The following is a 21700-nucleotide window of genomic DNA, read 5'->3' as shown; positions in this document are numbered from 1 at the left end:
AGTGACTGACCCGATACCGATTTGATCGAAGGGGCGTGCCCGCCGGTAATCTGAGGGATCCGCGCACGCGTCTCCTGACCGCCACCCCCCACTGAGGCGCTTCGCGCAGGCCCTGTCCAATTTCGTCGTCGTAATGAAGAGAGCACCGTGGCCGCCGACAAGATCGACTCCATCGTCAGCCTGAGCAAGCGCCGTGGCTTCGTTTTCCCCTCCAGTGAGATCTACGGTGGTCAGCGTGCCGCCTGGGACTACGGGCCGCTGGGCGTTGAGCTCAAGGAGAACCTCAAGCGCCAGTGGTGGCGCTACATGGTCACTTCGCGCGAGGACGTGGTCGGACTCGACTCGTCGGTCATCCTGGCCCCCGAGGTGTGGGTGGCCTCGGGTCACGTCGCCACGTTCTCCGACCCGCTGACCGAGTGCACCTCCTGCCACAAGCGCTACCGCGCGGACCACCTGGAGGAGGCGTACGAGGAGAAGCACGGCAAGCCGCCGGTCAACGGCCTCGCCGACCTCAACTGCCCCAACTGCGGCAACAAGGGCACCTTCACCGAGCCCAAGGAGTTCTCCGGCCTGCTCTCCACGCACCTCGGCCCGACCCAGGACTCCGGCTCGGTCGCCTACCTGCGGCCCGAGACCGCCCAGGGCATCTTCACCAACTTCGGCCAGGTGCAGCAGACCTCGCGCAAGAAGCCGCCGTTCGGCATCGCGCAGATGGGCAAGTCCTTCCGGAACGAGATCACTCCGGGCAACTTCATCTTCCGCACCCGCGAGTTCGAGCAGATGGAGATGGAGTTCTTCGTCAAGCCGGGCGAGGACGAGCAGTGGCAGGAGTACTGGATGGAGCAGCGCTGGAACTGGTACACCGGCCTCGGCATGCGCGAGGAGAACATGCGGTGGTTCGAGCACCCGGCGGAGAAGCTCTCCCACTACTCCAAGCGCACCGCTGACATCGAGTACCGCTTCCGCTTCGGCGGCAGCGAGTGGGGCGAGCTGGAGGGCGTCGCCAACCGCACGGACTACGACCTGAAGGCGCACTCCAAGGCCTCGGGCACGGACCTGTCCTTCTTCGACCAGGAGGCCGGCGAGCGCTGGACCCCCTACGTCATCGAGCCCGCGGCCGGTGTCGGCCGCTCGGTCCTGGCCTTCCTGCTGGACGCCTACATCGAGGACGAGGCGCCCAACGCCAAGGGCGTCATGGAGAAGCGCACCGTGATGCGCCTCGACCCGCGCCTGGCGCCGGTCAAGGTCGCGGTCCTGCCGCTGTCCCGCAACCCGCAGCTCTCGCCGAAGGCCAAGGGCCTCGCGGCCGACCTGCGGCAGAACTGGAACATCGAGTTCGACGACGCGGGCGCCATCGGCCGCCGTTACCGTCGCCAGGACGAGATCGGTACGCCGTTCTGCGTCACCGTCGACTTCGACACCCTCGACGACAACGCGGTGACGGTGCGCGAGCGCGACACCATGAAGCAGGAGCGCGTCTCGCTGGACCAGATCCAGGCGTACCTCGGCGCCCGGCTGCTCGGCTGCTGATCCGCCGCATCCACTGGACGAGGCCCCCGGTTCCCCGAACGGAACCGGGGGCTTCGTGCACACTGGGCACAATCGTCCACAGGAGGCTCGGATGCCGTCCATGACCACGAGCAAGGTCAGCAGATGGGACCAGCACGGTCGTGAACACATAGTCCACGTAAGGAAGTCGGGGATGCAGCGGCAGTTGAGCTGCGACACCTGCGACTGGCGCAAGGCTGCGCAGTTCCTGCCCTGGCTGAAGGCCGAGGAACACCTCGCCGAGGCGCACCAGGCGACGGTCGACCCGACGGCGACATAGCCGACGTCACAGCCGACGTCACAGCCGACGTCACCGTCGGCGTCACGGCCGGAGCCGCTGTCGCCGGCGCCCGGCGCACGGCGCACGGCGCCCGCCGTCAGGCGCGCAGGCCGCGCAGCAGCAGGTCAGAGACGGCGGTGAACTCGGCGACGATGGCGGGTTTCCGCCACTCGGCGGCATATGCCGGGTCGTGGAACCGCGCCGTCGCGTCGAAGACCGCCTGTGCTGCCGCCGCGGGGTCGTCCACGGCGAACTGCCCGTCTGCCACCCCTTCCTCGATCATCTCCCGTAGCTGGCCCACCAGTTCGCGGATGTGCTCCTCGACCACGGTGCTCTCGCCCGTCAGCACCTCATAGGTGGCGAAGAGCTCCGGATCGTCACCCGCCTTGTGCCGCTTGGCCTCGAACAGTGTCTCCAGCCACTGCCGCAGCTTCGCCGGGGCCGGCCGGCCCGAGGCGTGCAGGATCTCGGTGAGCGCGAGCTCCGTGCGCGTCAGCCAGCGACCGGTCACGGCCTCGCGGAGGGCGGTCTTCGTGCGGAAGTGGCGGTACACGCTGCCGTGGCTGACGCCGAGTACCCGGGCTACGTCGACCACGGTCGCCTTGGCGGGGCCGTAGCGGCGCAGCACGTCCTCGGTGGCTTCGAGGATGCGCTCGGGAGTCAGCGGGTCGGGCGGCGGCGTCATGGGCGGGTGTGCTGCCTTTCGGGGGCGTCGAGCGGCTGCGGGCGGCTGCGGGTGGCTCGGGGCCGGGCGGCCGGACGAGGGCTCACGTGCGGCTTGCCGGCGGTGTCGCCGAACCCTGCTGACCGTACCCGGAGGTCAGCGCTCGCTGTCCAGGTGGGCCATCTGGCTGTCGGGGTAGCGGGCGCCCGCCGCCGCGCCGGCCGGGACCGCCTCCTCGATCGCGGAGAGGTCGGCCGCGGTCAGCTCCACGTCCAGGGAGCCGAGGGCCTCGGTCAGCCGGTCGCGCCTGCGGGCGCCGACCAGCGGCACGATGTCCGCACCCTGGGCGAGGACCCAGGCGATGGCGATCTGGGCGACTGTGACGCCCTTCTGCTCGGCGATCTCGCGGAGCGCGTCGACCAGGTCGAGGTTGTGCTGGAGGTTCTCGTCCTGGAAGCGGGGGCTCATGGTCCGGAAGTCACCGGCGGCCAGCTCGCGGTCGCGGGCGAAGTGGCCGCTGATCAGCCCGCGGGAGAGCACCCCGTACGCGGTGACGCCGATGCCCAGCTCCCGGCAGACGGGCAGGATCTCCGCCTCGATGGACCGGGAGATCAGTGAGTACTCGATCTGCAGATCGGAGATCGGGGCGACGGCCGCTGCCCGCCGGATCTTCTCCGCGCCGACCTCGGAGAGGCCGATGTGGCGGACGTGTCCGGCCTCGACCAGCTCGGCGATGGCGCCGACGGTCTCCTCGACCGGGACGTCGGGGTCGAGCCGGGCGATCCGGTAGACGTCGATGTGGTCGAGGCCCAGCCGCTGGAGTGAGTAGGCCGCGAAGTTCTTGACCGCTGCCGGGCGGCCGTCATAGCCGCTGAAGCCGCCCTCGACGGTCCGCAGCGCGCCGAACTTCACGCTGATCAGGGCCTGTTCCCGGGCGGCGGCGGGGGCGGTGCGCAGGGCCTCGTTGATCAGTAGTTCGTTGTGTCCCATGCCGTAGAAGTCGCCGGTGTCCAGCAGGTTGATACCGGTGTCGAGCGCGGCATGAATGGTGGCGACCGACTCGGCGCGGTCCGTCTCGCCGTACAGCGCGGACATCCCCATGCAGCCGAGGCCGAGCGTGGAGACCTGCGGGCCGGTGGAGCCGAGGGTGTGGGTGCGGAGGGCGGTCATGAGGAACTCCCGGGTGGTGGAGGAGGGCAGAAGAGGAGAGACGGGGAGCGGAGAGGGCAGGACGTGACGGACAGAGCAGGCAGAGCGGGCAGGGCAGGGCAGGGCAGGGCAGGAAGGAAGGAAAGGTGAGGTGTTGTGCGTGCATATCGACCATGGCACACGCGATGACAGTTTTCAATATCTGTCAGTCCATGTTCCCTCTTCGGGGTGAACCCGGCCGGGCGAAAATCCGGTGCTGGAGCCGCTTCGGGCGCGGTACCGTTTCGGCATGTCTTCGTTCTTCCAGATCTACGAGTGAGCGCGCGGCGGGCCCGACCACCCGCCGCCCACCGGATCGATCCAGGGTCGTTTCAGACCTCACTTTCACCACGAATGGGAGAACCCCGTGGCCAAGAGCCGTAACAACCTTCTCGGCGTCGGCGGACAGCGGAAGAAGCTGTCCCGCGCCGAGCAGCAGGGCGCAGGTCCCGAGCGCAACGCCGACCGGAAGACGGCGGCCGAGGAGAAGCAGGAGCTGCTGCGCAAGATGCGGGAGCGCGCCGGTCACCCCGCGCCCGCCGACGACGCCGCCGAGCAGGACGCCCCGGAGCAGGACACCGCCGATCAGGACGCCCCGGCGCAGAGCTGACGCCCGTTCACAGGGAGCGGGTCGCACCACCACACGTATGACCGGTGGCCCGGAACACCCCAGGTGTTCCGGGCCACCGCCGTTCCCGCACAGAGATCGACCCGGACGACGGAAGCACCTCGGCCTGCGAGGGCGGCGACTTCCCTGACGGCGGCTTTCCCTGCAGAGTGAAGCCGTCGAGGTCGACCCAGTACTCGTCGTCCTGCATCATGCGCTGCTGCTTGATGAAGTCACCGAACGGGCGCATGGACTGGGTGTTTCGCCGTTGGAGAGATCCAGTTGTACGAGTCGGACGGAGCGGCTCCAGCGGGTTCAGGCCCTGGTGCTCGCCGCCGAGGACTGACCACCGGGCTTGTCACCCGGCCGGCCATCCGGCTGGCCACCGGCCGGACCGTGCTTCGCGCCCGCTCCCGACGCCACGGCCGAAGAGCCTCCCGCCGATGAACCACCGCCCGGCGAAGGGCCCTTCGCCGTCGCGGCCCCCTCCAGGCGTTCAGCGGTCCGGCGCGCGGTGCCCCGTGCCCAGCGCCCGCTGCTCAGCGCCCCGACCACCAGGACGCACCCCCCGCAGCCGGTGATGATCCACCAGGCGGGTCTGCTCGCCGCCACGAAGTCGCCGGCCGGCCCGATGCCGCCCGAGGAGCCCGCGCCGGCCACCCCCGCCGCCAGCACCGCACCGATCACGGCGACGCCCAGCGTCTGCCCGATCTGGCGGCTGGTCGAGGCGACCGCGGCGGCGACGCCCGCCTGGGACCGCGGCATTCCGGAGACGGCGGTGTTGGTGATGGGCGCGTTCACCGAGCCGAAGCCCAGCCCGAACAGCACATAGCCGGTGAACATCAGCATGTTGTCGGTCTCCGCGTCGAACAGCGCGAACATGAGCCCGCTCGCCGCCATCGCGACCCCCGCGACCAGGAGCGGGATACGTGGCCCCCGGCTGGCGACGATGCGCCCCGAGATCGGTGGCAGGACACAGACCACCGCCGCCATCGGGAGCATGTACAGGCCGGCGCCGAATGCGCTCAGCCCCCGTACGTCCTGCAGATAGAGCGTGTTGACGAAGAGGAAGCCGCCGAGTGCGGCGAAGGCGCTGACCGCGATGACGGTGGCCCCGCTGAACGGGGCGCTGTGGAAGAACCGCAGGTCGATCAGCGGATCGGCGCGCCGGGGCTCGTACACCAGCAGGCCGATCAGGGACGCCGCCGCGACCGTGGCGAACAGCAGGATCTCCGCGGAGGCCCACCCCTTCTGCGGCGCCTCGATGATCGCGTACGTCAGCGAGCCCAGCAGCGCGATCACCAGCAGCTGGCCCACCGGATCGGGGCGGCGGGGCTTCGCGGCGCGCGACTCGGGGACGTACTTCCAGGTCAGCAGCAGTGCGGCGATGCCGACCGGCAGATTGATCCAGAAGATCGACCGCCAGCCGACCGAATCGACCAGACTGCCGCCGATCACCGGTCCCGCGGCCATCGAGATGCCGACGACACCGCCCCAGGCGCCGATCGCCCGCGCGCGTTCGCGCGGTTCGGTGAACGTGTTGGTGATGATCGACATCGCGACCGGGTTGAGCATGGAGCCGCCGACGGCCTGCACCATCCGGAACACGACCAGTGTCTCCAGGCTGGGCGCGATCGAGCAGAGCGCCGAGCCCAGGGTGAAGAGGACGAGCCCGGCCTTGAAGACCTTGCGCCGCCCGATCCGGTCGGCGGTCGAACCCGCGAGCATGAGCAGGGCGGCGAGGACGAGCGTGTACGCGTCGATCGTCCACTGCATCCCCGCGACGCTCGCGTGCAGTTCCTGGCGCATGGAGGGGAGAGCGACGTTCAGGACGGTGCTGTCCAGGCTGACGATCAGCAGGCTCATGCAGCAGATCGCCAGCACCAGCATCCGTCGCCGGTGGCTGAGCTCGGGCATACACGGATGGTACGGCTGACTAACGATCGTCGCCGCTGCTTACGGCTGCCGCTGCGGCTGCTCGCCGGGAGCAGTTCTCCGCGTACGCGACAATGGGGGAATGACCACGCTCGCCCCCTCGCCCCAGCTGCTCCGCATCGGCCCGCACACCGTGCAGCCGCCGGTGGTCCTCGCCCCCATGGCCGGCATCACCAACGCGCCCTTCCGCACGCTGTGCCGGGAGTTCTCGGGCGGCAAGGGGCTGTTCGTCAGCGAGATGATCACGACGCGGGCGCTGGTCGAGCGCAACGAGAAGACCATGCAGCTGATCCGCTTCGACGCGAGTGAGACCCCGCGTTCCATCCAGCTGTACGGAGTGGACCCGGTCACGGTCGGCAAGGCCGTCCGCATGATCGTCGACGAGGACCTCGCCGACCACATCGATCTGAACTTCGGCTGCCCGGTCCCCAAGGTCACCCGCAAGGGCGGCGGCTCGGCGCTCCCGTACAAGCGGCCGCTGCTGCGCGCGATCCTCCACCAGGCCGTCTCCAACGCGGGCGTTCTGCCGGTCACCATCAAGATGCGCAAGGGCATCGACGACGACCACCTCACCTACCTCGACGCCGGCCGGATCGCGGTGGAGGAGGGCGTCACGGCGATGGCCCTGCACGGCAGGACCGCTGCCCAGCACTACGGCGGCACCGCCGACTGGGACGCCATCGCCCGCCTCAAGGAGCACGTCCCGGAGATCCCCGTCCTCGGTAACGGCGACATCTGGTGCGCGGACGACGCCCTGCGGATGATGCGCGAGACCGGCTGTGACGGCGTGGTCGTGGGCCGCGGCTGCCTGGGCCGCCCCTGGCTCTTCGGTGACCTGGTGAGCGCCTTCGAGGGTACGGGGACGAGGCAGACGCCCTCCCTGCGCACCGTCGCGGACGTGATGCTGCGGCACGCGACGCTGCTCGGGGAGTGGATCGGCGACGAGACCCGGGGCGTGATCGACTTCCGTAAGCACGTGGCCTGGTACCTCAAGGGCTTCGCGGTCGGCTCCGAGATGCGCAGGAACCTGGCGGTCACCTCCTCGCTGGAGGAGCTGGGCTCGCAGCTCAACGAACTGCGGCTGGACCAGCCGTGGCCGGACGGCGCCGACGGCCCGCGCGGACGCACCTCGGGCAACAACCGGGTGGTTCTTCCGGACGGCTGGCTGAAGGACCCCTACGACTGCGCCGGCGTCAGCGCGGACGCGGAACTGGACACCTCCGGCGGCTGAGCCGGTACGAAACCGCATCGGCCCCCGGCGTCAGCCTCCGACGTCCGGGCCCGCCCGCCGCTCCAGCGGGGCCGCCGCCGCGGAGTTCATCACGTTGAAGACCATGCTCCCCGCCCGGTAGCGGTCGTCCGTCCACTCGATGGCCCGGCCCGCCGCCGTGTACGTCAGGTGCCGCTGCCGCAGCAGCGGGCTGGCCCGGCGCACCCGCAGCAACCGGGCGTCCTCGCTGCCCGCCGCGACCGCGTCGATCAGGTGCTCGCCGTAGTGCGCGACGATGTCGGCACGCTCCGCGATGCTGTTCATGATCGAGACGCAGTCCTCCGGCAGCGCCAGGACGGCCGGGGCCACCCAGTCCGCGTACACGGTCCGCTCGACCATCACCGGCTCCCCGTCGAGCCGCCGCAGCCGCAGTACGTACAGCACGTCGCTGCCCGGTTCCGCGTCCAGGCGTTCGGCCTCCTCGGCGGTCGCGGTCCGCGTGGTGCGGGTCAGGATGCGGCTGGAGACCTCGCACCCCATCGCCTGGGCCCACTGCGCGAAGCTGTTGAGCTGCGCGAAGCTCTGGCGGCGCTCCCGGCGCAGGACGACCCGCCGCGCCCCCTGCCGGGATCCGATCAGTCCCTCGGAGGCGAGGAGCGCCACCGCCTGGCGGACCGTGCCGCGCGAGACGGACCAGCGGGCGGCGAGATCGCCACCGGCTGACCGACGCCGACGCGCCGGAAGTCGTCGGCCGGGCCGTCGCGGACACCGCCGCCCATCTGATCGCGGTGACCGGCGGGGCCGCGGCCGCACTGGACCGGACCGCCGAGCCGGACCGCGGCGCCGAGCCGGATCGCAGCGCCGCACTCGACCGCAGCGCCGCACTCGACCGGGCCGCCGCACTCGACCGCAGCGCCGCACTCGACCGGACCGCCGCCGAGCTGACCGACTCCTTCTTCCGGAAGGTCGACGCGGGCGTGCCGCTGCGTCCCGGCGCCGCCGCGCTGCTGGCCTCGGTGGAAGCCGCCGGAGTGCCGTTCGCCCTGGTCAGCGCCTCACCGAGGAGCGTGGTGGACGCGGTGGCGGCAGGGTCGCCGGCCGGGGTGGGCTTCGCCTTCACGCTCTCGGCCGACGACACCGTACGGACCAAGCCGCATCCCGACCCGTACCGGGCGGCGGCCGAGCGGTTCGCGGCCGCGACCTCGGCCTGCGTCGCGGTGGAGGACTCCCCGGACGGCGCCGCGTCGGCCGACGCGGCGGGGTGCGCGGTGCTGGTGGTCCCGTCGCTGCTGCCCGTGGCCCCCGGGCAGGGGCGGACGTTCGCCCGTAGCTTGGAAGAGGTGGACCTCGGGGTACTGAGTGACTGCCTGAGGCGTCCGGATCCTGGAATGCGGGTCCGAAATCAGCGTGATTCGCGCCACGTTTGATCGAGGATGCGCTCAGGTGAGCGTAAGGGTGATTGCTGCACTTCTGGAAGATCTGGCACTCGGTGCCACGTTGCAGCCTTCGAGAAGTGCACTCAGATGCGAAGAGGTTCGCTCATATGAGTGTCGAGGCTCAAGAACTGGCCATGCCGCCTTCACAGTCTGAAGGAGGAGCCTCGGCTTGATCGCCGGAGAGATTCATTGGATCTGCTGGCGGACAGGTGGTTGCGGCCGCACGACGGCCAGGTGGACGTACCCAGACACCTTTGATCTGGGTATGTTCCTCGCCGTCAGGGCAGCCACCGCGTCCTCGAGGAGTCGAGACCCGTGTCGGAAAACAAAGATCCCCACGTATCCACCCCGGAGTCCCGGGAGCCTGCGGGGCAGAAGTTCGTCTATGACTTCACCGAGGGCAACAAGGATCTGAAGGACCTGCTGGGCGGGAAGGGTGCCAACCTCGCCGAGATGACCAATCTCGGGCTCCCGGTCCCTCCCGGCTTCACCATCACCACCGAGGCATGCAAGGTCTACCTCGGCAGCGGTGAGGAGCCGGCCGCGCTGCGCGACGAGGTGAGTGCGCACCTCGACGCCCTTGAGGCGCGGATGACCAAGAAGCTCGGCCAGGCCGACGATCCGCTGCTGGTCTCCGTCCGCTCCGGCGCCAAGTTCTCGATGCCCGGCATGATGGACACGGTCCTCAATATCGGGCTGTCCGACGCGTCCGTCGTCGGTCTCGCCACCCAGAGCGGCGACGAGCGGTTCGCGTGGGACTCCTACCGCCGGCTCATCCAGATGTTCGGCAAGACCGTCCTCGGTGTCGACGGCGACCTCTTCGAGGAGGCGTTGGAGGCCGCGAAGGAGGCCAAGGGCGTCAGCGTCGACGTGGATCTCGACGCGGCCGACCTGAAGAAGCTGGTCAGGCAGTTCAAGAAGATCGTCACGCGGGACGCCGGACGTGACTTCCCGCAGGACCCGCGCGAGCAGATGGATCTGGCCATAAAGGCCGTCTTCGACTCGTGGAACACCGACCGGGCCAAGCTCTACCGCCGCCAGGAGCGGATCCCCGGCGACCTCGGCACCGCGGTCAACGTCTGCTCCATGGTCTTCGGCAACCTCGGCCCCGACTCCGGTACGGGCGTCGCCTTCACCCGTGACCCGGCCAGCGGCCACCAGGGCGTCTACGGCGACTACCTGCAGAACGCGCAGGGCGAGGACGTCGTCGCCGGAATCCGCAACACCGTGGCGCTCGCCGATCTGGAGTCCATCGACAAGAAGTCGTACGACCAGCTGATCACGATCATGGAGACGCTGGAGACCCACTACCGGGACCTCTGCGACATCGAGTTCACCATCGAGCGCGGCCGGCTGTGGATGCTCCAGACCCGGGTCGGCAAGCGCACCGCCGGTGCCGCCTTCCGGATCGCCACCCAGCTCGTCGACCAGGGCCTCATCGACGAGGCCGAGGCCCTCCAGCGGGTCAACGGCGCGCAGCTGGCGCAGCTGATGTTCCCGCGCTTCGAGGACACCGGAGCGCGCGGCGGGGAGGGGCCGCAGCGGCTCGGCCGCGGCATCGCCGCCTCGCCGGGAGCGGCGGTCGGCAAGGCCGTCTTCGACTCGTACACCGCGATCAAGTGGTCCCGTTCCGGCGAGAAGGTCATCCTGATCCGCCGCGAGACCAATCCGGACGACCTCGACGGCATGATCGCCGCCGAGGGCATCCTGACCTCGCGCGGCGGCAAGACCTCGCACGCCGCCGTCGTCGCCCGGGGCATGGGCAAGACCTGTGTCTGCGGCGCGGAGGAGATCGAGGTCGACACCAAGCGGCGCCGGCTGACGGCCGGGACCACGGTCGTGGAGGAGGGGGACATCGTCTCCGTCGACGGGTCGACCGGCAAGGTGTACCTCGGTGAGGTGCCCGTCGTGCCGTCTCCGGTCGTCGAGTACTTCGAGGGCCGGATGCACGCGGGCGCCGACGACGCCGACGAACTGGTCGCCGCCGTGCACCGGATCATGGCGTACGCGGACCGGGTGCGCCGGCTGCGGGTGCGGGCCAACGCGGACAACGCCGAGGACGCCCTGCGGGCCCGTCGCTTCGGCGCCCAGGGCATCGGGCTGTGCCGCACCGAGCACATGTTCCTCGGTGAGCGCCGCGAGATGGTCGAGAAGCTGATCCTGGCCGACACCGACCAGGAGCGCGAGACGGCGCTGGACGCGCTGCTGCCGCTCCAGAAGGCCGACTTCATCGAGCTGTTCGAGGCGATGGACGGACTGCCCGTCACCGTGCGGCTGCTCGACCCGCCGCTGCACGAGTTCCTGCCCGACATCACCGAGCTGTCGGTCCGGGTGGCGCTCGCCGAGTCCCGCAAGGACGCCAACGAGAACGACCTCCGCCTGCTCCAGGCCGTGCACAAGCTGCACGAGCAGAACCCGATGCTCGGTCTGCGCGGGGTCCGGCTCGGTCTCGTGATCCCCGGTCTGTTCGCCATGCAGGTACGGGCGATCGCCGAGGCGGCCGCCGAGCGCAAGAACGCCAAGGGCGACCCGCGCGCCGAGATCATGATCCCGCTCGTCGGCACGGTCCAGGAGCTGGAGATCGTCCGCGAGGAGGCGGACCGGGTCATCGCTGAGGTCCAGGCGGCCACCGGCACGAACCTCAAGCTGAAGATCGGCACGATGATCGAGCTGCCGCGCGCCGCGCTGACCGCCGGTCAGATCGCCGAGGCGGCGGAGTTCTTCTCCTTCGGCACCAACGACCTGACCCAGACGGTGTGGGGCTTCTCCCGTGACGACGTGGAGGCCTCGTTCTTCACCGCGTACCTGGAGAAGGGCATCTTCGGGGTGTCGCCGTTCGAGACGATCGACAGGGACGGCGTCGGTTCGCTGGTACGCAGTGCCGTCGAGGCCGGCCGGGCCACCCGTCCCGACCTGAAGCTCGGCATCTGCGGCGAGCACGGCGGCGACCCGGAGTCGGTGCACTTCTTCCACGAGGTGGGCCTGGACTACGTCTCCTGTTCACCGTTCCGCATTCCGGTGGCCCGTCTGGAGGCGGGCCGGGCGGCGGCCGAGTCGCGCGGCAGCGACAGCCGCTGACGCGGCGGTACCCACTGATTCCGGAGCTGTCGCCGGCTCAGCGGACCCTCACCGGTCCGGCGGCGGCCACGGAATTCCCGGCGGCGGCACCCTGTGCGGGGGTGCCGCCGCCTCGCCATGTCGGCCGGACCCGTGGATCCGGCGGTGCGGCGGGGGCCCGGGGCCGTGGGCGGGACTGAGCGGGGGCCGTATGCGTCGGCCGTGAGTGAGCGCTTTCCGTGATTCCGGGCGCTCCATTGCTTCGTTTAATGCGCAAAGAGATGGGCCGGAGCGGACCTGCGCGGGCCGGAGCGGAACCAGGGTGCGGCCCATGGATCCCCATCCATGGGCCGCACCCGGCTTACCCCCGTCGGGTGCGGAGCCGCACCATTGCCAACGGCCGCCGAGCGAGCAAAACCCCCCACGGCCTTCACTCGCTCTTCCGGTGGCTCTGGAATCGCAACCCGACGTCGTACAGCCTTTCGGGTGACACCAGGTCGACGCGAGACGTTTCACCTCTGGCCGAAACCCCGTGGTGACGTGGTGTGACGGCTCGCATACTCTTACGTGGGGGTAATTGCAGGTGCAAGCGGGTGGGGGATCGGTGCTGCGTATCCATATATCCGGATGGGACCTTTCCAGAGTGCGGATGGCCACCGGGCCGGACGCATTGTGGGAGACCATTCTCAGTCTTCACCGGCTGAGGGACCGGCGTGCTTCCACGGTGTTCGGGAAATGGCGCACGGAAACCCGTCCGCGGTTGAATGGTGAAGCACATCTGCTGTCCGCGGTGGTTCCACCGCGCGGCTATTTCCCGGACTTCCTGACGCCTTCTCAGGAAGGTTCGGAACCGCTGGATTTCAGCACCGGAATCGAGGCCCTGCGCGACACCCCGCCCGAGCGGCTGCGGGCCGAACTGGCGATGCTGGGCACCGGGGGAGCGACCGGCGGCCGTACCGCCACGGCCCGGCGGGCGGTACGGCCGGTGCGGCTGGACGCGCTGCGGGAAGGGCGCTCCGAGCCCCTGGGCCGGCTCATCGGGGCGCTGCGCGGCTACCACCGCGCCGCGGTCGAACCGTACTGGCCGCATATCCAGGCCGGCATCGAGGCCGACCGTGCCGTCCGGGGACGCGCTCTCCTGGACGGCGGCGCGGACGAGCTGCTCGCCTCGCTCCCGCCGGTGATCCGCTGGCGGGCGCCGGTGCTGGAGGCGGACTACCCGGTCGACCGCGAACTGCGTCTGGACGGCCGGGGACTGCTCCTCCAGCCGTCCTTCTTCTGCCGCGGCGCCCCGGTCGTCCTCCGTGACCCGCTGCTGCCGCCGGTGCTCGTCTATCCGGTCGGCCACACCAGCGCCCCGGTCTTCGCCGAACCGGGCCCCTGGCTCGGCCGGCTCCTCGGCAACACCCGGTCGACGGTGCTGCGGACCATCGGCGACGGCTGCACGACCAGCGAGCTCGCCCGCCGGGCCGGGGTCTCCCTCGCGTCGGCGAGCCAGCACGCCAGTGTGCTGCGGGAAGCGGGGCTGGTGCACACCCTGCGCCACGGCAGCTCGGTCCTGCACACACTGACCCCGCTGGGCGGCTCGCTGCTGCGGGGCGGTGCGCCGCTCGCGGTGTCGTGATCGGTACGGGGCCCGCCGGACGGGAGAACGGCCGGCGGGGCTTCCCGCGCGGCACCGATGAGTTTCCGGCGGCCCCGGCGTCTACCTCTCGTGACCCGTTCGCAGGGAACGCACGGGATTCGCCCACCGAATCCACTCACCGTATTCACCCACCGAGAGAGCGAGACGGCCATGCCTCAGATGATCTTCGTTAACCTGCCGGTCAAGGACCTGGAGACGACCAAGGGCTTCTTCGGGAAGCTGGGATTCTCCTTCAACCCGCAGTTCAGCGACGAGAACACCGCCTGTCTCGTCATCAGCGACACGATCTTCGCCATGCTGATCACCGAGCCGCGCTTCAAGGACTTCACCAAGAAGGAGATCGCCGACGCCTCGAAGACCACCGAGATGCTCCTGGCGCTGAGCGCCGACAGCCGCGAGAAGGTGGACGAGCTGGCCGACGCGGCGCTCGCCGCAGGCGGCTCGCCCGCCAACGAGCCCCAGGACCTCGGCTTCATGTACGGCCGGTCCTTCCAGGACCCGGACCACCACATCTGGGAGGTCGTGTGGATGGACCCGGCCGCCGTCGAGGGCCAGGGCTGAGCCCACCACGGGGGCGAGGGGGCCGCGGGGCAATCAGACCCCGAGGCCGGCGAAGGTGACCCCGGTCAGCTGCTCCGACGCCACCCACAGCCGCTCGCTCGCCACATCGTTGAGCGTCCAGCCCGCCCGCCAGGACGGAGCCGGCGCACCGCGCCAGCCCAGCAGCCGCGGACCGGTGAACGAGTCGGGCCGCACGCCGGGCGCGGTGGCCGCGTACAGGCTGGGCAGGGCGCCCGCGGACGCGGGCTGGGCGACGATCCGGTTGCCGAACTCGATGACCCGCTCCGCCGCCCTGCGGTTCTCCATCCGGACGCCCGCCGTCTGCAGATTGGTCGACGCGTAGCCCGGGTGCGCGGCGGCGGCGACCAGCCCGCTGCCGATGGCGGCGGTCCGCCGGGCCAGCTCGTGGACGAAGAGCAGGTTGGCCGTCTTCGAGCGGCCGTAGGCGATCCAGCGGCGGTAGTCGCGCTCACTGTTGAGATCGCCCATGTCGATGTTGGACAGGACGTGCAGACCGCTGGACACGCTCACCACCCGCGCGCCCGGGGTGTCGAGCAGCTTCGGCAGCAGCAGCCCGGTGAGGGCGAAGTGCCCGAGGTGGTTGACGCCGAACTGGGTCTCGAAACCGTCTGCCGTCCTCCCGTACGGGAGGGCCATCACACCGGCGTTGTTGATCAGCAGATCGAGCCGGTCAGGGGTGTACGACGCGGCGAACTCCCGTACCGACGACAGATCGGCCAGATCCAGCGCGGCGAACTCCACGTCCGCGTCCGGCACCGCGCCGCGGATGCGGGCCGCCGCCTCCTTGCCGCGCCCCTCGTCACGGCAGGCGAGCAGCACCCGGGCACCGCGTCGTGCCAGCTCCCGTGCGGTGATCAGCCCGATACCGCTGTTGGCTCCCGTCACCACGGCCGTACGGCCGCTCTGGTCGGGCAGGTCACTCGCGTACCGGCGCTGGCTCATGGATCAAGCGTACGACCGGACGGCGCAATGGCCGGAAGCGTGCCGTTCGGCCCGCTCAGTCCGCGCGGACCTCGAAGACCGGAACGGTGACCTCGTCGTCGTCCAGGCAGGCACCCGTCGCCAGGTCGAAGCGCTGCTTCAGCAGCGGGGAGGCGACGAACGGCCGGCCGCCCTCCGATCCGACCAGGCCGCGCGAGAGGACACAGGCCCCGGTGAACGGATCGCGGTTGCCGATCGCGTACGTACGTCCCGCACGGTCCAGGAACAGCGCGACCTGCCTGCCGTCCGGGAGCAGCGCCGCGACCCCGCGGCCCGGTGTGAGCAGCGAACGGTCGCAGACCGCGAGCCAGCCGCCACCGTCGGCGAGCCGGATGACGCGGGTGTCCCGCGCGGTCTCCGTCGTCTCGGGCATCGTCGTCGTCTCGGTCGTCGTCCGGTTCGTCATCAGGAGGCGGTCCCTTCGAGGGTGCGGACGGCGAGGACCGGGCCGGCGAGGATGTCCAGGTCGGGCTTGATCTGGTCGCGTTCCGGGACGAACCTCACCGAGGGGTCGGGTGCGTCGGGTGCGTTGACGAAGGTGACGAAGCGGCGCAGCCGCTCGGGGTCGTTGATGGTCTCGGCCCACTCGTCGCGGTAGCCGCGGACGTGGTCGGCCATCAGCCGCTCCAGCTCGTCGCAGAGCCCGAGCGAGTCGTGCACGACGACGTCCCGCACGTGGTCCAGGCCGCCCTCGACGCGGTCCAGCCAGGTGGAGGTGCGCTCCAGCCGGTCCGCGGTGCGGATGTAGAACATCAGGAACCGGTCGATCAGCCGCACCAGTGCGGCGTCGGACAGATCCTGGGCGAGCAGGTCCGCGTGGCGCGGGGTGGCTCCGCCGTTGCCGCCCACGTACAGGTTCCAGCCGCCGGCGGTGGCGATGATCCCGAAGTCCTTGCCGCGGGCCTCCGCGCACTCCCGGGCGCAGCCCGAGACCGCCGACTTGAGCTTGTGCGGGGAGCGCAGGCCCCGGTAGCGCAGCTCCAGGTCGATCGCCATCTTCACCGAGTCCTGGACGCCGTAGCGGCACCAGGTCCGCCCCACACAGGACTTGACCGTCCGCAGCGACTTCCCGTACGCGTGCCCCGACTCGAAGCCCGCGTCGACCAGCCGGGTCCAGATCAGCGGCAACTGCTCGACGCGGGCGCCGAACAGGTCGATGCGCTGCCCGCCGGTGATCTTGGTGTAGAGGCCGAAGTCCCGGGCCACCTCGCCGATCACGATCAGCTTCTCCGGGGTGATCTCACCGCCGGGGACGCGCGGCACGACCGAGTACGAGCCGTTGCGCTGGAGGTTGGCCAGGAAGTGGTCGTTGGTGTCCTGGAGCGCGGCCTGCTCGCCGTCCAGGACGTAGCCGCTCGCGCCGACCGTCGGGGCCAGCGAGGCGATGACGGAGCCGACCGTCGGCTTGCAGACCTCGCAGCCGTCACCGCCGCGGGCCGCCGCACGGCCGTGCGAGTCGAGCAGCTCGGCGTACGAGGTGACCTCCAGGGTGCGGACGATCTCGTACAGCTCGCCACGGGTGTACGGGAAGCAGCCGCACAGGCCCTTGTCCCCGCTCTGCGGGAGCAGTTGGCCGATGACCTTGACGCAACTGCCGCAACCGGTACCGGCCTTGGTGCACCTCTTCACCTCGGGCAGCGTGCCGTGCTCGCGGACCGCGCCCTTGGTGACGTTGTGGCAGGAACAGATCACCGCGTCGTCGGGCAGCGCGGACGGGCCGAGGACGGCCGGGCCGCCCGCACCGGCCGGAAGTACCAGCTGCTCGGGGGCGACCGGCAGGACGGTGCCCGTCATCGCCCGCAGCGTGCCGTACTGGTCGGCGTCCCCGACGAGCACCCCGCCGAGCAGCGTGCCGTCCTGCCCGATCACCAGTTTCTTGTAGACGCCGGAGCGGGCGTCCGCGTACACCACGTCGAGGCAGCCATCGGAGGTGCCGTGCGCGTCACCGAAGGACGCCACGTCGACCCCGAGCAGCTTCAGCTTCGTCGACATGTCGGCACCGGTGAACGACGCCTCCTCGCCCGCGATCACCCCGACGGCGGTCTGCGCCATCTCGTAGCCGGGCGCCACCAGCCCGTACACCCGGCCGTCCGGGGCGAGCGCGCACTCGCCGATCGCGAAGACCGCCGGGTCGGAGGTGCGGCACTGCTCGTCCACGACGACGCCGCCGCGCGGGCCGACCGCCAGACCGCAGTCCCGGGCCAGCTGGTCGCGGGGCCGTACCCCGGCCGAGAAGACCACCAGGTCCGTGGCGAGCGAGGAGCCGTCGGAGAGCGACATCCCGTTCACCGAGCCGTCCTCGCCCGCGGTCACCTCCTGGGTGCCGACACCCGTGTGCACGGTCAGGCCCATGTTCTCGACGGTACGCAGCAGCGCGGCGCCACCGCCCTCGTCGACCTGCGCCGGCATCAGCCGGGGCGCGAACTCCACCACGTGCGTGTCGAGGCCGAGCCCCTTCAGGGCGCCCGCGGCCTCCAGGCCGAGCAGCCCGCCGCCGATGACCGCACCGGTCCTCGCCGTCCCCGCGTACTCCTCGATCGCGAGCAGGTCCTCGACGGTGCGGTAGACGAAGCAGCCCTCGGTGTCCCTGCCGGGGACCGGCGGGACGAACGGGTAGGAGCCGGTGGCCAGGACCAGCGTGTCGTACGCGAAGGTCTCGCCGGAGCGTGCGGTGACCGTGCGCGCCTCCCGGTCCAGGGACTCCGCCGGGTCACCGAGGCGCAGCTCGAAGCCGTGCCGCTCCATGAAGCCGGGCTCGACCAGCGACAGGTCGTCCGGGGTGCGCCCGGAGAAGTACGAGGTCAGCTGGACCCGGTCGTAGGCGGCACGGGGCTCCTCGCAGAGCACGACGACCCTGGCGGCGCCGGCCGCGGCGGTCAGCCCGCGGTCGGCGAGGGCCTCCAGGAACCGCTGGCCGACCATCCCGTGCCCGACGACCACGAGGGTCGGCACGGCTGCGGGGCCGGCGGCGCGGGCGGCGGTCGGGGAAGGGGACACCGGCATCTCAGAAGCCTCCGTCGTCGGTGAGCGGGTGGAGCAGCAGGTGGGGCGGGGGAGCGGGAAATCCCCGGCCCGGGTGCTCGTGACGGAAGCGTGTCCGGCGGGTGTTACCCGTCCGGATCCCCGCCGTTTCCCGGGAGGAACCTTGCGCTCAGCGCCGGCGGGGCCGGCCTGTGAGCAGTGGAGACGGCCTGCGGCATCGGGGGGACCGCGGCAAGCTCAGAGTTCGCTCAACTCTTCTGCCGTACGGGCAGGACGGTTGGACGCGATACGCGCCTTTTCCTTAGGGTCGCGATCATGCCTGACATAACCGTGACCACCCTCGTCGTGCTGTGCCTCGCCGCGGGAGCGGCCGGCTGGATCGACGCGGTGGTCGGCGGCGGCGGACTCCTTCTGCTGCCCGCCCTGCTGCTGGGGCTGCCGCACGTCCCCGCCGCGCACATCCTCGGCACCAACAAGGCGGTCGCCATCGTCGGCACGTCCGGCGCCGCCGTCGCCTACGCGCGCAAGGCGCCGGTGAAGGTCGCCGCCGCGCTGCGGATCGGCCTCGCGGCCCTGGCCGGATCGATGACGGGCGCCTTCTTCGCCGCCGGGATCAGCAGCGAGGTGCTGCGCCCGGTGATCATGGTGGTGCTGCTGGCGGTCGCGGGGTTCGTCATGCTGCGGCCCCGGTTCGGCAGGACGCCCGAGGACGGCACCGCACCCCCGGTCACCCGGGCCCGCACCGTCACCGCGATCGTCCTGGTGGGCGGCGGCATCGGCCTGTACGACGGGCTGTTCGGACCGGGTACCGGCACCTTCCTGGTGCTGGCGCTGACCGCGGTGCTCCACCTCGATCTGGTGACGGCCTCGGCCAACGCGAAGATCGTCAACGTCTGCACCAACGGCGGCGCGCTGGCGATGTTCGCGTACCAGGGCAACGTGATGTGGCAGCTGGCCGGTCTGATGGCGGTGTTCAACCTGGCGGGCGGCCTGGTCGGCGCGCGGATGGCGCTGAGCAGGGGCAGCGAGTTCGTCCGCGGGGTGCTGCTGGTCGTGGTGTTCTCGCTGGTCGCGAAGCTCGCCTTCGACCAGTGGAACGCGTGAGCGCCGCGGGTGTGTCAGTGAAGTCCCGCCCGGCGTCAGCGCACCGAGGTGAGGTGGGCGTACGCCACCACGTTGCCCTCGTAACCCGTCGACTCGGAGAAGCCGCCGCCGCAGGTGATCAGCCGCAGCGAGGCGTGTTCCGAGGACCCGTACACCCGCTTGTCGGGGAAGTCCTTGCTGTCGTAGACCTCGATGGCGTCGAGCGCGAAGACGGCGGTGCGGCCGTCCTGCCGGAGCACCTCGACGGTGCTGCCCTTCTTCAGTGAGCCCAGGTTGTAGAAGACGGACGGGCCCTGGGCGTTGTCGACATGTCCGGCGACGATCGCACTTCCCTTGGCGCCCGGTGGGGTGCCGTCCTTGTACCAGCCGACGATGTCGGTGTTCCCGGCCGGAGGCACATCGAGGCTGCCGTCGGGGCCGAGCCCGAGCCGCATCATCGGGGCGTCCACCCGGATGCTGGGGATCCGGATGCGGACGGGGGCGGAGGGGCGCAGCGGTTCGGCGACCGGTGACCCCGGCAGCAGTTCCGGTCCGGCGGCGAAGGCCTGGGCGGAGGCCGGGCCGGGCGGGGTCAGCCGGGTGTCCGCGCCGTTCCGGATCAGCCAGACACCGGCCAGCGCCGCGACGACGAGCAGCCAGCCCTTGGCCTTCTGGGACACGGTCGTCCTCCGGGTGACGAGGATGGATTGCGGTCCCGTCCCGGTGGCGCTGGGCCACCGGGACGGGACCAGGCGGTACGGAGAGGTGGAAGTCTCCGTCAGCTGTCGTCCTGCGTGCCGCTCGCCCGGCGACGCAGGAGCCAGGCTCCGCCGACGGCGGTCGCGGCGAGAACGCCTGCGCCCGCCGCGATCTGGGTGGTGTCCGGTCCGACGCTGCCGCCGACACCGGTCCTCACGTGCCCCGTGGGGGCGGTGGGTGCGGCCGAGGAGCGGTGGCCGGAGGGGGTCTCGTGGTCCGACGAGCTGTCGTGCGCGGCGGAGTTCTCGTGCGTGGCGGAGCTCTCGTGCCCGGACGGGCTCGGCCGCTCGCTGGAGGTGCCGCGGCCCGGGGCCGCGGGGGAGTCCGGCACGAGGGCGGAACCGGCGGCCTCGGCCTCGTCGAGGCCCGAGGAGTCGTAGCCGGACGAGTCGTAACCCGAGGCGTCATAGCCCGAGGGGTCGTCGGCGTCCGCGGGGGAGTCCTTCCCGGAACCACCCGGGGCGGTGTCCGTCCGGGCGGTGCCGGCGGTGTCCCTGCCCGCGGTGCCGGCGGCCTTCACCTCGATCTCGCCGGTGGCCTCCTTGCCGTTCTCGCAGGCCACGTCGATGCTGTACGGGCCGGGCTCGACGTTGCCGGGTACCCGGAAGGAACCGGCCAGGACCTCCTTGAGGGTGGCCGGTGCCAGCGCGAAGCGGGAGGCGGCCAGCGAGCTCGCGTCGCCGGTCGCGCCGGTGTCGCCCCCGCAGGCGGTGGTGTTCACGGTGACCGTGGTTCCCGGAGCCGCGCTCGCCGGGGTGATCTCCAGCGGGCCCAGTTCGTCCCCGTACGCCGACGGGGCGGCGGCGCAGAGGCCGAGCGCGGCGGCGGCGAGGGCCGCGGCGGCAGCGGTGCCGGTCACGAGGCGAGCGGGACTGCGCATGGGGGGTTCCTCCGAGCAAGGGGCGCTGGCGGGTGTGTCCTGGCTCCGAGCTAACGGCCGGGCGGCCGCCCACGCCTGCTGACACCGAGTCAGCTGTCACCCGTCCGGACCGGCGCAGCCTCCTTGCCACGCGGTATGCGTGCAGGTCAGGGCGGTGATGGTGGGGGAGGTGCGGCACCTTGCGGCATCCGGTGCCGATCGGGTGATGACCCCGCAGTGAATGTGGTGCACATCACATGCATGACCTTGTGGTCGAGGGGCACACGCATCACACCCCCCACGGGACGGCGTCTCTTAGCCGCCTCCGGCCGCCGCCCTCATCGGGCCCGCCCCCCCTGGACCCGATGAGGGCGGCTCCGCGTCCGCAACGGTGTGTCAGGAGAGGGACGCCCATTCCGGAGCGGCGGCGGACCACTCGACGACCGGCGGCCGGACCCGCGCGCAGAGCGGCAGGCCCTTGGCGTCGGAGAGCGGCAGCCGTGCCGTGAGGTGCCCGGAACGTGCGGCTGCTTCGAGGACGTCCGCCCCGATGTCGGCGAACACCAGCTTGGCCCGCCGGAACATCGAGAAGAGGCCGTTCCCGTCGACCGTGCCCCACGACAGGTAGACGAAGCGCCCGCCGAGCCTGTCCTGTACGTACGGCCCGCTGACCCCGACCCCGTCAGGCGAGGCGGTTGCGGTGCAGTCCAGGGTCCAGGAGGCGGCCGGGGCGTCGCCCGGAAACAGCCCGAGGAGTTCGCCCGGCCGGTCCCTGCGCTGCACGCCCACGTGGATGTTCTCGTAGCCGGCGAAGTCGCCGCCGGGCCCGCAGGTGCGGCCGGGCAGGCGTGAGCCCTCGATGTGGATCTGCATGCGCGACTGCG

General features: G+C 71.0%; 19 protein-coding genes and 1 pseudogene. 9 read left to right on the top strand and 11 right to left on the bottom strand.

The window, feature by feature from the left end; translation table 11 throughout:
- Positions 1–147: 147 nt before the first annotated feature.
- Positions 148–1530 (top strand): glycine--tRNA ligase, encoded by a 1383-nt coding sequence (locus tag AB0I52_RS14735; protein WP_362962675.1) that lies wholly within the window; start codon positions 148–150, stop codon positions 1528–1530.
- Positions 1531–1621: 91 nt separating this feature from the next.
- On the top strand, positions 1622–1828 hold the full coding sequence (locus tag AB0I52_RS14730) for a hypothetical protein (RefSeq protein WP_363072444.1): 207 nt from the start codon (positions 1622–1624) through the stop codon (positions 1826–1828).
- A gap of 97 nt (positions 1829–1925) precedes the next feature.
- Here the strand turns inward: AB0I52_RS14730 and AB0I52_RS14725 are convergent, their stop codons facing one another.
- Both AB0I52_RS14725 and AB0I52_RS14720 read right to left on the bottom strand, forming a co-directional pair.
- Positions 1926–2513: a TetR family transcriptional regulator gene (locus tag AB0I52_RS14725; protein ID WP_363072442.1), complete on the bottom strand. Its 588-nt coding sequence runs from the start codon at positions 2511–2513 to the stop codon at positions 1926–1928.
- A 135-nt stretch (positions 2514–2648) separates the two neighbouring features.
- Entirely contained in the window at positions 2649–3662 is a 1014-nt protein-coding gene (locus AB0I52_RS14720) for an aldo/keto reductase (protein ID WP_363072440.1), read from the bottom strand.
- Positions 3663–4047: 385 nt separating this feature from the next.
- Between AB0I52_RS14720 and AB0I52_RS14715 the strand changes: the two genes are divergently transcribed.
- On the top strand, positions 4048–4290 hold the full coding sequence (locus tag AB0I52_RS14715) for a DUF6243 family protein (protein ID WP_363072438.1): 243 nt from the start codon (positions 4048–4050) through the stop codon (positions 4288–4290).
- Positions 4291–4297: 7 nt separating this feature from the next.
- Here the strand turns inward: AB0I52_RS14715 and AB0I52_RS14710 are convergent, their stop codons facing one another.
- Together AB0I52_RS14710 and AB0I52_RS14705 are read right to left on the bottom strand one after the other, a co-directional pair.
- Positions 4298–4537, bottom strand: coding sequence for a hypothetical protein (locus tag AB0I52_RS14710; protein WP_363072436.1), 240 nt, complete (start codon positions 4535–4537; stop codon positions 4298–4300).
- 65 nt (positions 4538–4602) lie between these two features.
- Positions 4603–6204, bottom strand: coding sequence for an MFS transporter (locus AB0I52_RS14705; RefSeq protein ID WP_363072434.1), 1602 nt, complete (start codon positions 6202–6204; stop codon positions 4603–4605).
- A 100-nt stretch (positions 6205–6304) separates the two neighbouring features.
- Between AB0I52_RS14705 and dusB the strand changes: the two genes are divergently transcribed.
- Positions 6305–7453, top strand: coding sequence for a tRNA dihydrouridine synthase DusB (dusB, locus tag AB0I52_RS14700; protein WP_363072432.1), 1149 nt, complete (start codon positions 6305–6307; stop codon positions 7451–7453).
- A gap of 30 nt (positions 7454–7483) precedes the next feature.
- On the opposite strand, the pseudogene AB0I52_RS14695 reads toward dusB, so the two are convergent.
- A pseudogene (locus tag AB0I52_RS14695) lies at positions 7484–8143 on the bottom strand (GntR family transcriptional regulator); the annotation flags it as partial.
- Between the two features lie 77 nt (positions 8144–8220).
- Here AB0I52_RS14695 and AB0I52_RS14690 point away from each other — a divergent pair.
- From AB0I52_RS14690 to AB0I52_RS14675, 4 genes are all read left to right on the top strand, one after another.
- Positions 8221–8859, top strand: a complete 639-nt coding sequence (locus AB0I52_RS14690) for an HAD family hydrolase (protein WP_363072430.1) — start codon at positions 8221–8223, stop codon at positions 8857–8859.
- A gap of 324 nt (positions 8860–9183) precedes the next feature.
- On the top strand, positions 9184–11946 hold the full coding sequence (gene ppdK, locus AB0I52_RS14685; protein WP_363072428.1) for a pyruvate, phosphate dikinase: 2763 nt from the start codon (positions 9184–9186) through the stop codon (positions 11944–11946).
- 583 nt (positions 11947–12529) lie between these two features.
- The gene (locus tag AB0I52_RS14680) at positions 12530–13549 is read left to right on the top strand and encodes a helix-turn-helix domain-containing protein (protein WP_363072426.1); all 1020 of its coding nucleotides are present in this window, start codon (positions 12530–12532) and stop codon (positions 13547–13549) included.
- A 171-nt stretch (positions 13550–13720) separates the two neighbouring features.
- The gene (locus AB0I52_RS14675; RefSeq protein WP_363072424.1) at positions 13721–14131 is read left to right on the top strand and encodes a VOC family protein; all 411 of its coding nucleotides are present in this window, start codon (positions 13721–13723) and stop codon (positions 14129–14131) included.
- A 33-nt stretch (positions 14132–14164) separates the two neighbouring features.
- Here AB0I52_RS14675 and AB0I52_RS14670 read toward each other — a convergent pair whose 3' ends face one another.
- From AB0I52_RS14670 to nirB, 3 genes are read right to left on the bottom strand one after another with little or no spacing between them, the layout of a single operon-like run.
- The gene (locus tag AB0I52_RS14670; protein ID WP_363072422.1) at positions 14165–15094 is read right to left on the bottom strand and encodes an oxidoreductase; all 930 of its coding nucleotides are present in this window, start codon (positions 15092–15094) and stop codon (positions 14165–14167) included.
- 55 nt (positions 15095–15149) lie between these two features.
- On the bottom strand, positions 15150–15506 hold the full coding sequence (nirD, locus tag AB0I52_RS14665) for a nitrite reductase small subunit NirD (protein ID WP_363072531.1): 357 nt from the start codon (positions 15504–15506) through the stop codon (positions 15150–15152).
- A 32-nt stretch (positions 15507–15538) separates the two neighbouring features.
- Complete coding sequence (nirB, locus tag AB0I52_RS14660) at positions 15539–18136, bottom strand: nitrite reductase large subunit NirB (protein ID WP_363072420.1); 2598 nt, start codon at positions 18134–18136, stop codon at positions 15539–15541.
- A 294-nt stretch (positions 18137–18430) separates the two neighbouring features.
- Between nirB and AB0I52_RS14655 the strand changes: the two genes are divergently transcribed.
- Positions 18431–19219, top strand: a complete 789-nt coding sequence (locus AB0I52_RS14655; RefSeq protein WP_363072418.1) for a TSUP family transporter — start codon at positions 18431–18433, stop codon at positions 19217–19219.
- Positions 19220–19254: 35 nt separating this feature from the next.
- Here the strand turns inward: AB0I52_RS14655 and AB0I52_RS14650 are convergent, their stop codons facing one another.
- The 3 genes from AB0I52_RS14650 to AB0I52_RS14640 form a co-directional block, all read right to left on the bottom strand.
- Complete coding sequence (locus AB0I52_RS14650; protein ID WP_363072416.1) at positions 19255–19878, bottom strand: class F sortase; 624 nt, start codon at positions 19876–19878, stop codon at positions 19255–19257.
- 98 nt (positions 19879–19976) lie between these two features.
- Complete coding sequence (locus AB0I52_RS14645; protein WP_363072539.1) at positions 19977–20837, bottom strand: hypothetical protein; 861 nt, start codon at positions 20835–20837, stop codon at positions 19977–19979.
- A gap of 375 nt (positions 20838–21212) precedes the next feature.
- A complete protein-coding gene (locus tag AB0I52_RS14640) occupies positions 21213–21689 on the bottom strand; it encodes a DUF5990 family protein (RefSeq protein ID WP_363072529.1) in 477 nt (158 codons plus the stop codon).
- Between the last annotated feature and the right edge of the window lie 11 nt (positions 21690–21700).

Source organism: Streptomyces sp. NPDC050423, from assembly GCF_040655445.1.
Lineage (GTDB): Bacteria > Actinomycetota > Actinomycetes > Streptomycetales > Streptomycetaceae > Streptomyces.
The sequence above is the reverse complement of the archived record's forward strand: the minus strand, read 5'-3'. Positions and strand labels throughout refer to the sequence as shown.

Excerpts from the sequence above, each read along its gene's own strand:
- AB0I52_RS14705 (WP_363072434.1), bottom strand. The coding sequence starts at position 6,204 with ATGCCCGAGCTCAGCCACCGGCGACGGATGCTGGTGCTGGCGATCTGC.
- AB0I52_RS14670 (WP_363072422.1), bottom strand. The coding sequence starts at position 15,094 with ATGAGCCAGCGCCGGTACGCGAGTGACCTGCCCGACCAGAGCGGCCGT.
- nirD (WP_363072531.1), bottom strand. The coding sequence starts at position 15,506 with ATGCCCGAGACGACGGAGACCGCGCGGGACACCCGCGTCATCCGGCTC.
- AB0I52_RS14720 (WP_363072440.1), bottom strand. The coding sequence starts at position 3,662 with ATGACCGCCCTCCGCACCCACACCCTCGGCTCCACCGGCCCGCAGGTC.
- AB0I52_RS14675 (WP_363072424.1), top strand. The coding sequence starts at position 13,721 with ATGCCTCAGATGATCTTCGTTAACCTGCCGGTCAAGGACCTGGAGACG.
- AB0I52_RS14640 (WP_363072529.1), bottom strand. The coding sequence starts at position 21,689 with ATGCAGATCCACATCGAGGGCTCACGCCTGCCCGGCCGCACCTGCGGG.
- AB0I52_RS14710 (WP_363072436.1), bottom strand. The coding sequence starts at position 4,537 with ATGCGCCCGTTCGGTGACTTCATCAAGCAGCAGCGCATGATGCAGGAC.
- AB0I52_RS14725 (WP_363072442.1), bottom strand. The coding sequence starts at position 2,513 with ATGACGCCGCCGCCCGACCCGCTGACTCCCGAGCGCATCCTCGAAGCC.
- AB0I52_RS14645 (WP_363072539.1), bottom strand. The coding sequence starts at position 20,837 with ATGCGCAGTCCCGCTCGCCTCGTGACCGGCACCGCTGCCGCCGCGGCC.
- nirB (WP_363072420.1), bottom strand. The coding sequence starts at position 18,136 with ATGCCGGTGTCCCCTTCCCCGACCGCCGCCCGCGCCGCCGGCCCCGCA.
- AB0I52_RS14655 (WP_363072418.1), top strand. The coding sequence starts at position 18,431 with ATGCCTGACATAACCGTGACCACCCTCGTCGTGCTGTGCCTCGCCGCG.
- dusB (WP_363072432.1), top strand. The coding sequence starts at position 6,305 with ATGACCACGCTCGCCCCCTCGCCCCAGCTGCTCCGCATCGGCCCGCAC.
- AB0I52_RS14730 (WP_363072444.1), top strand. The coding sequence starts at position 1,622 with ATGCCGTCCATGACCACGAGCAAGGTCAGCAGATGGGACCAGCACGGT.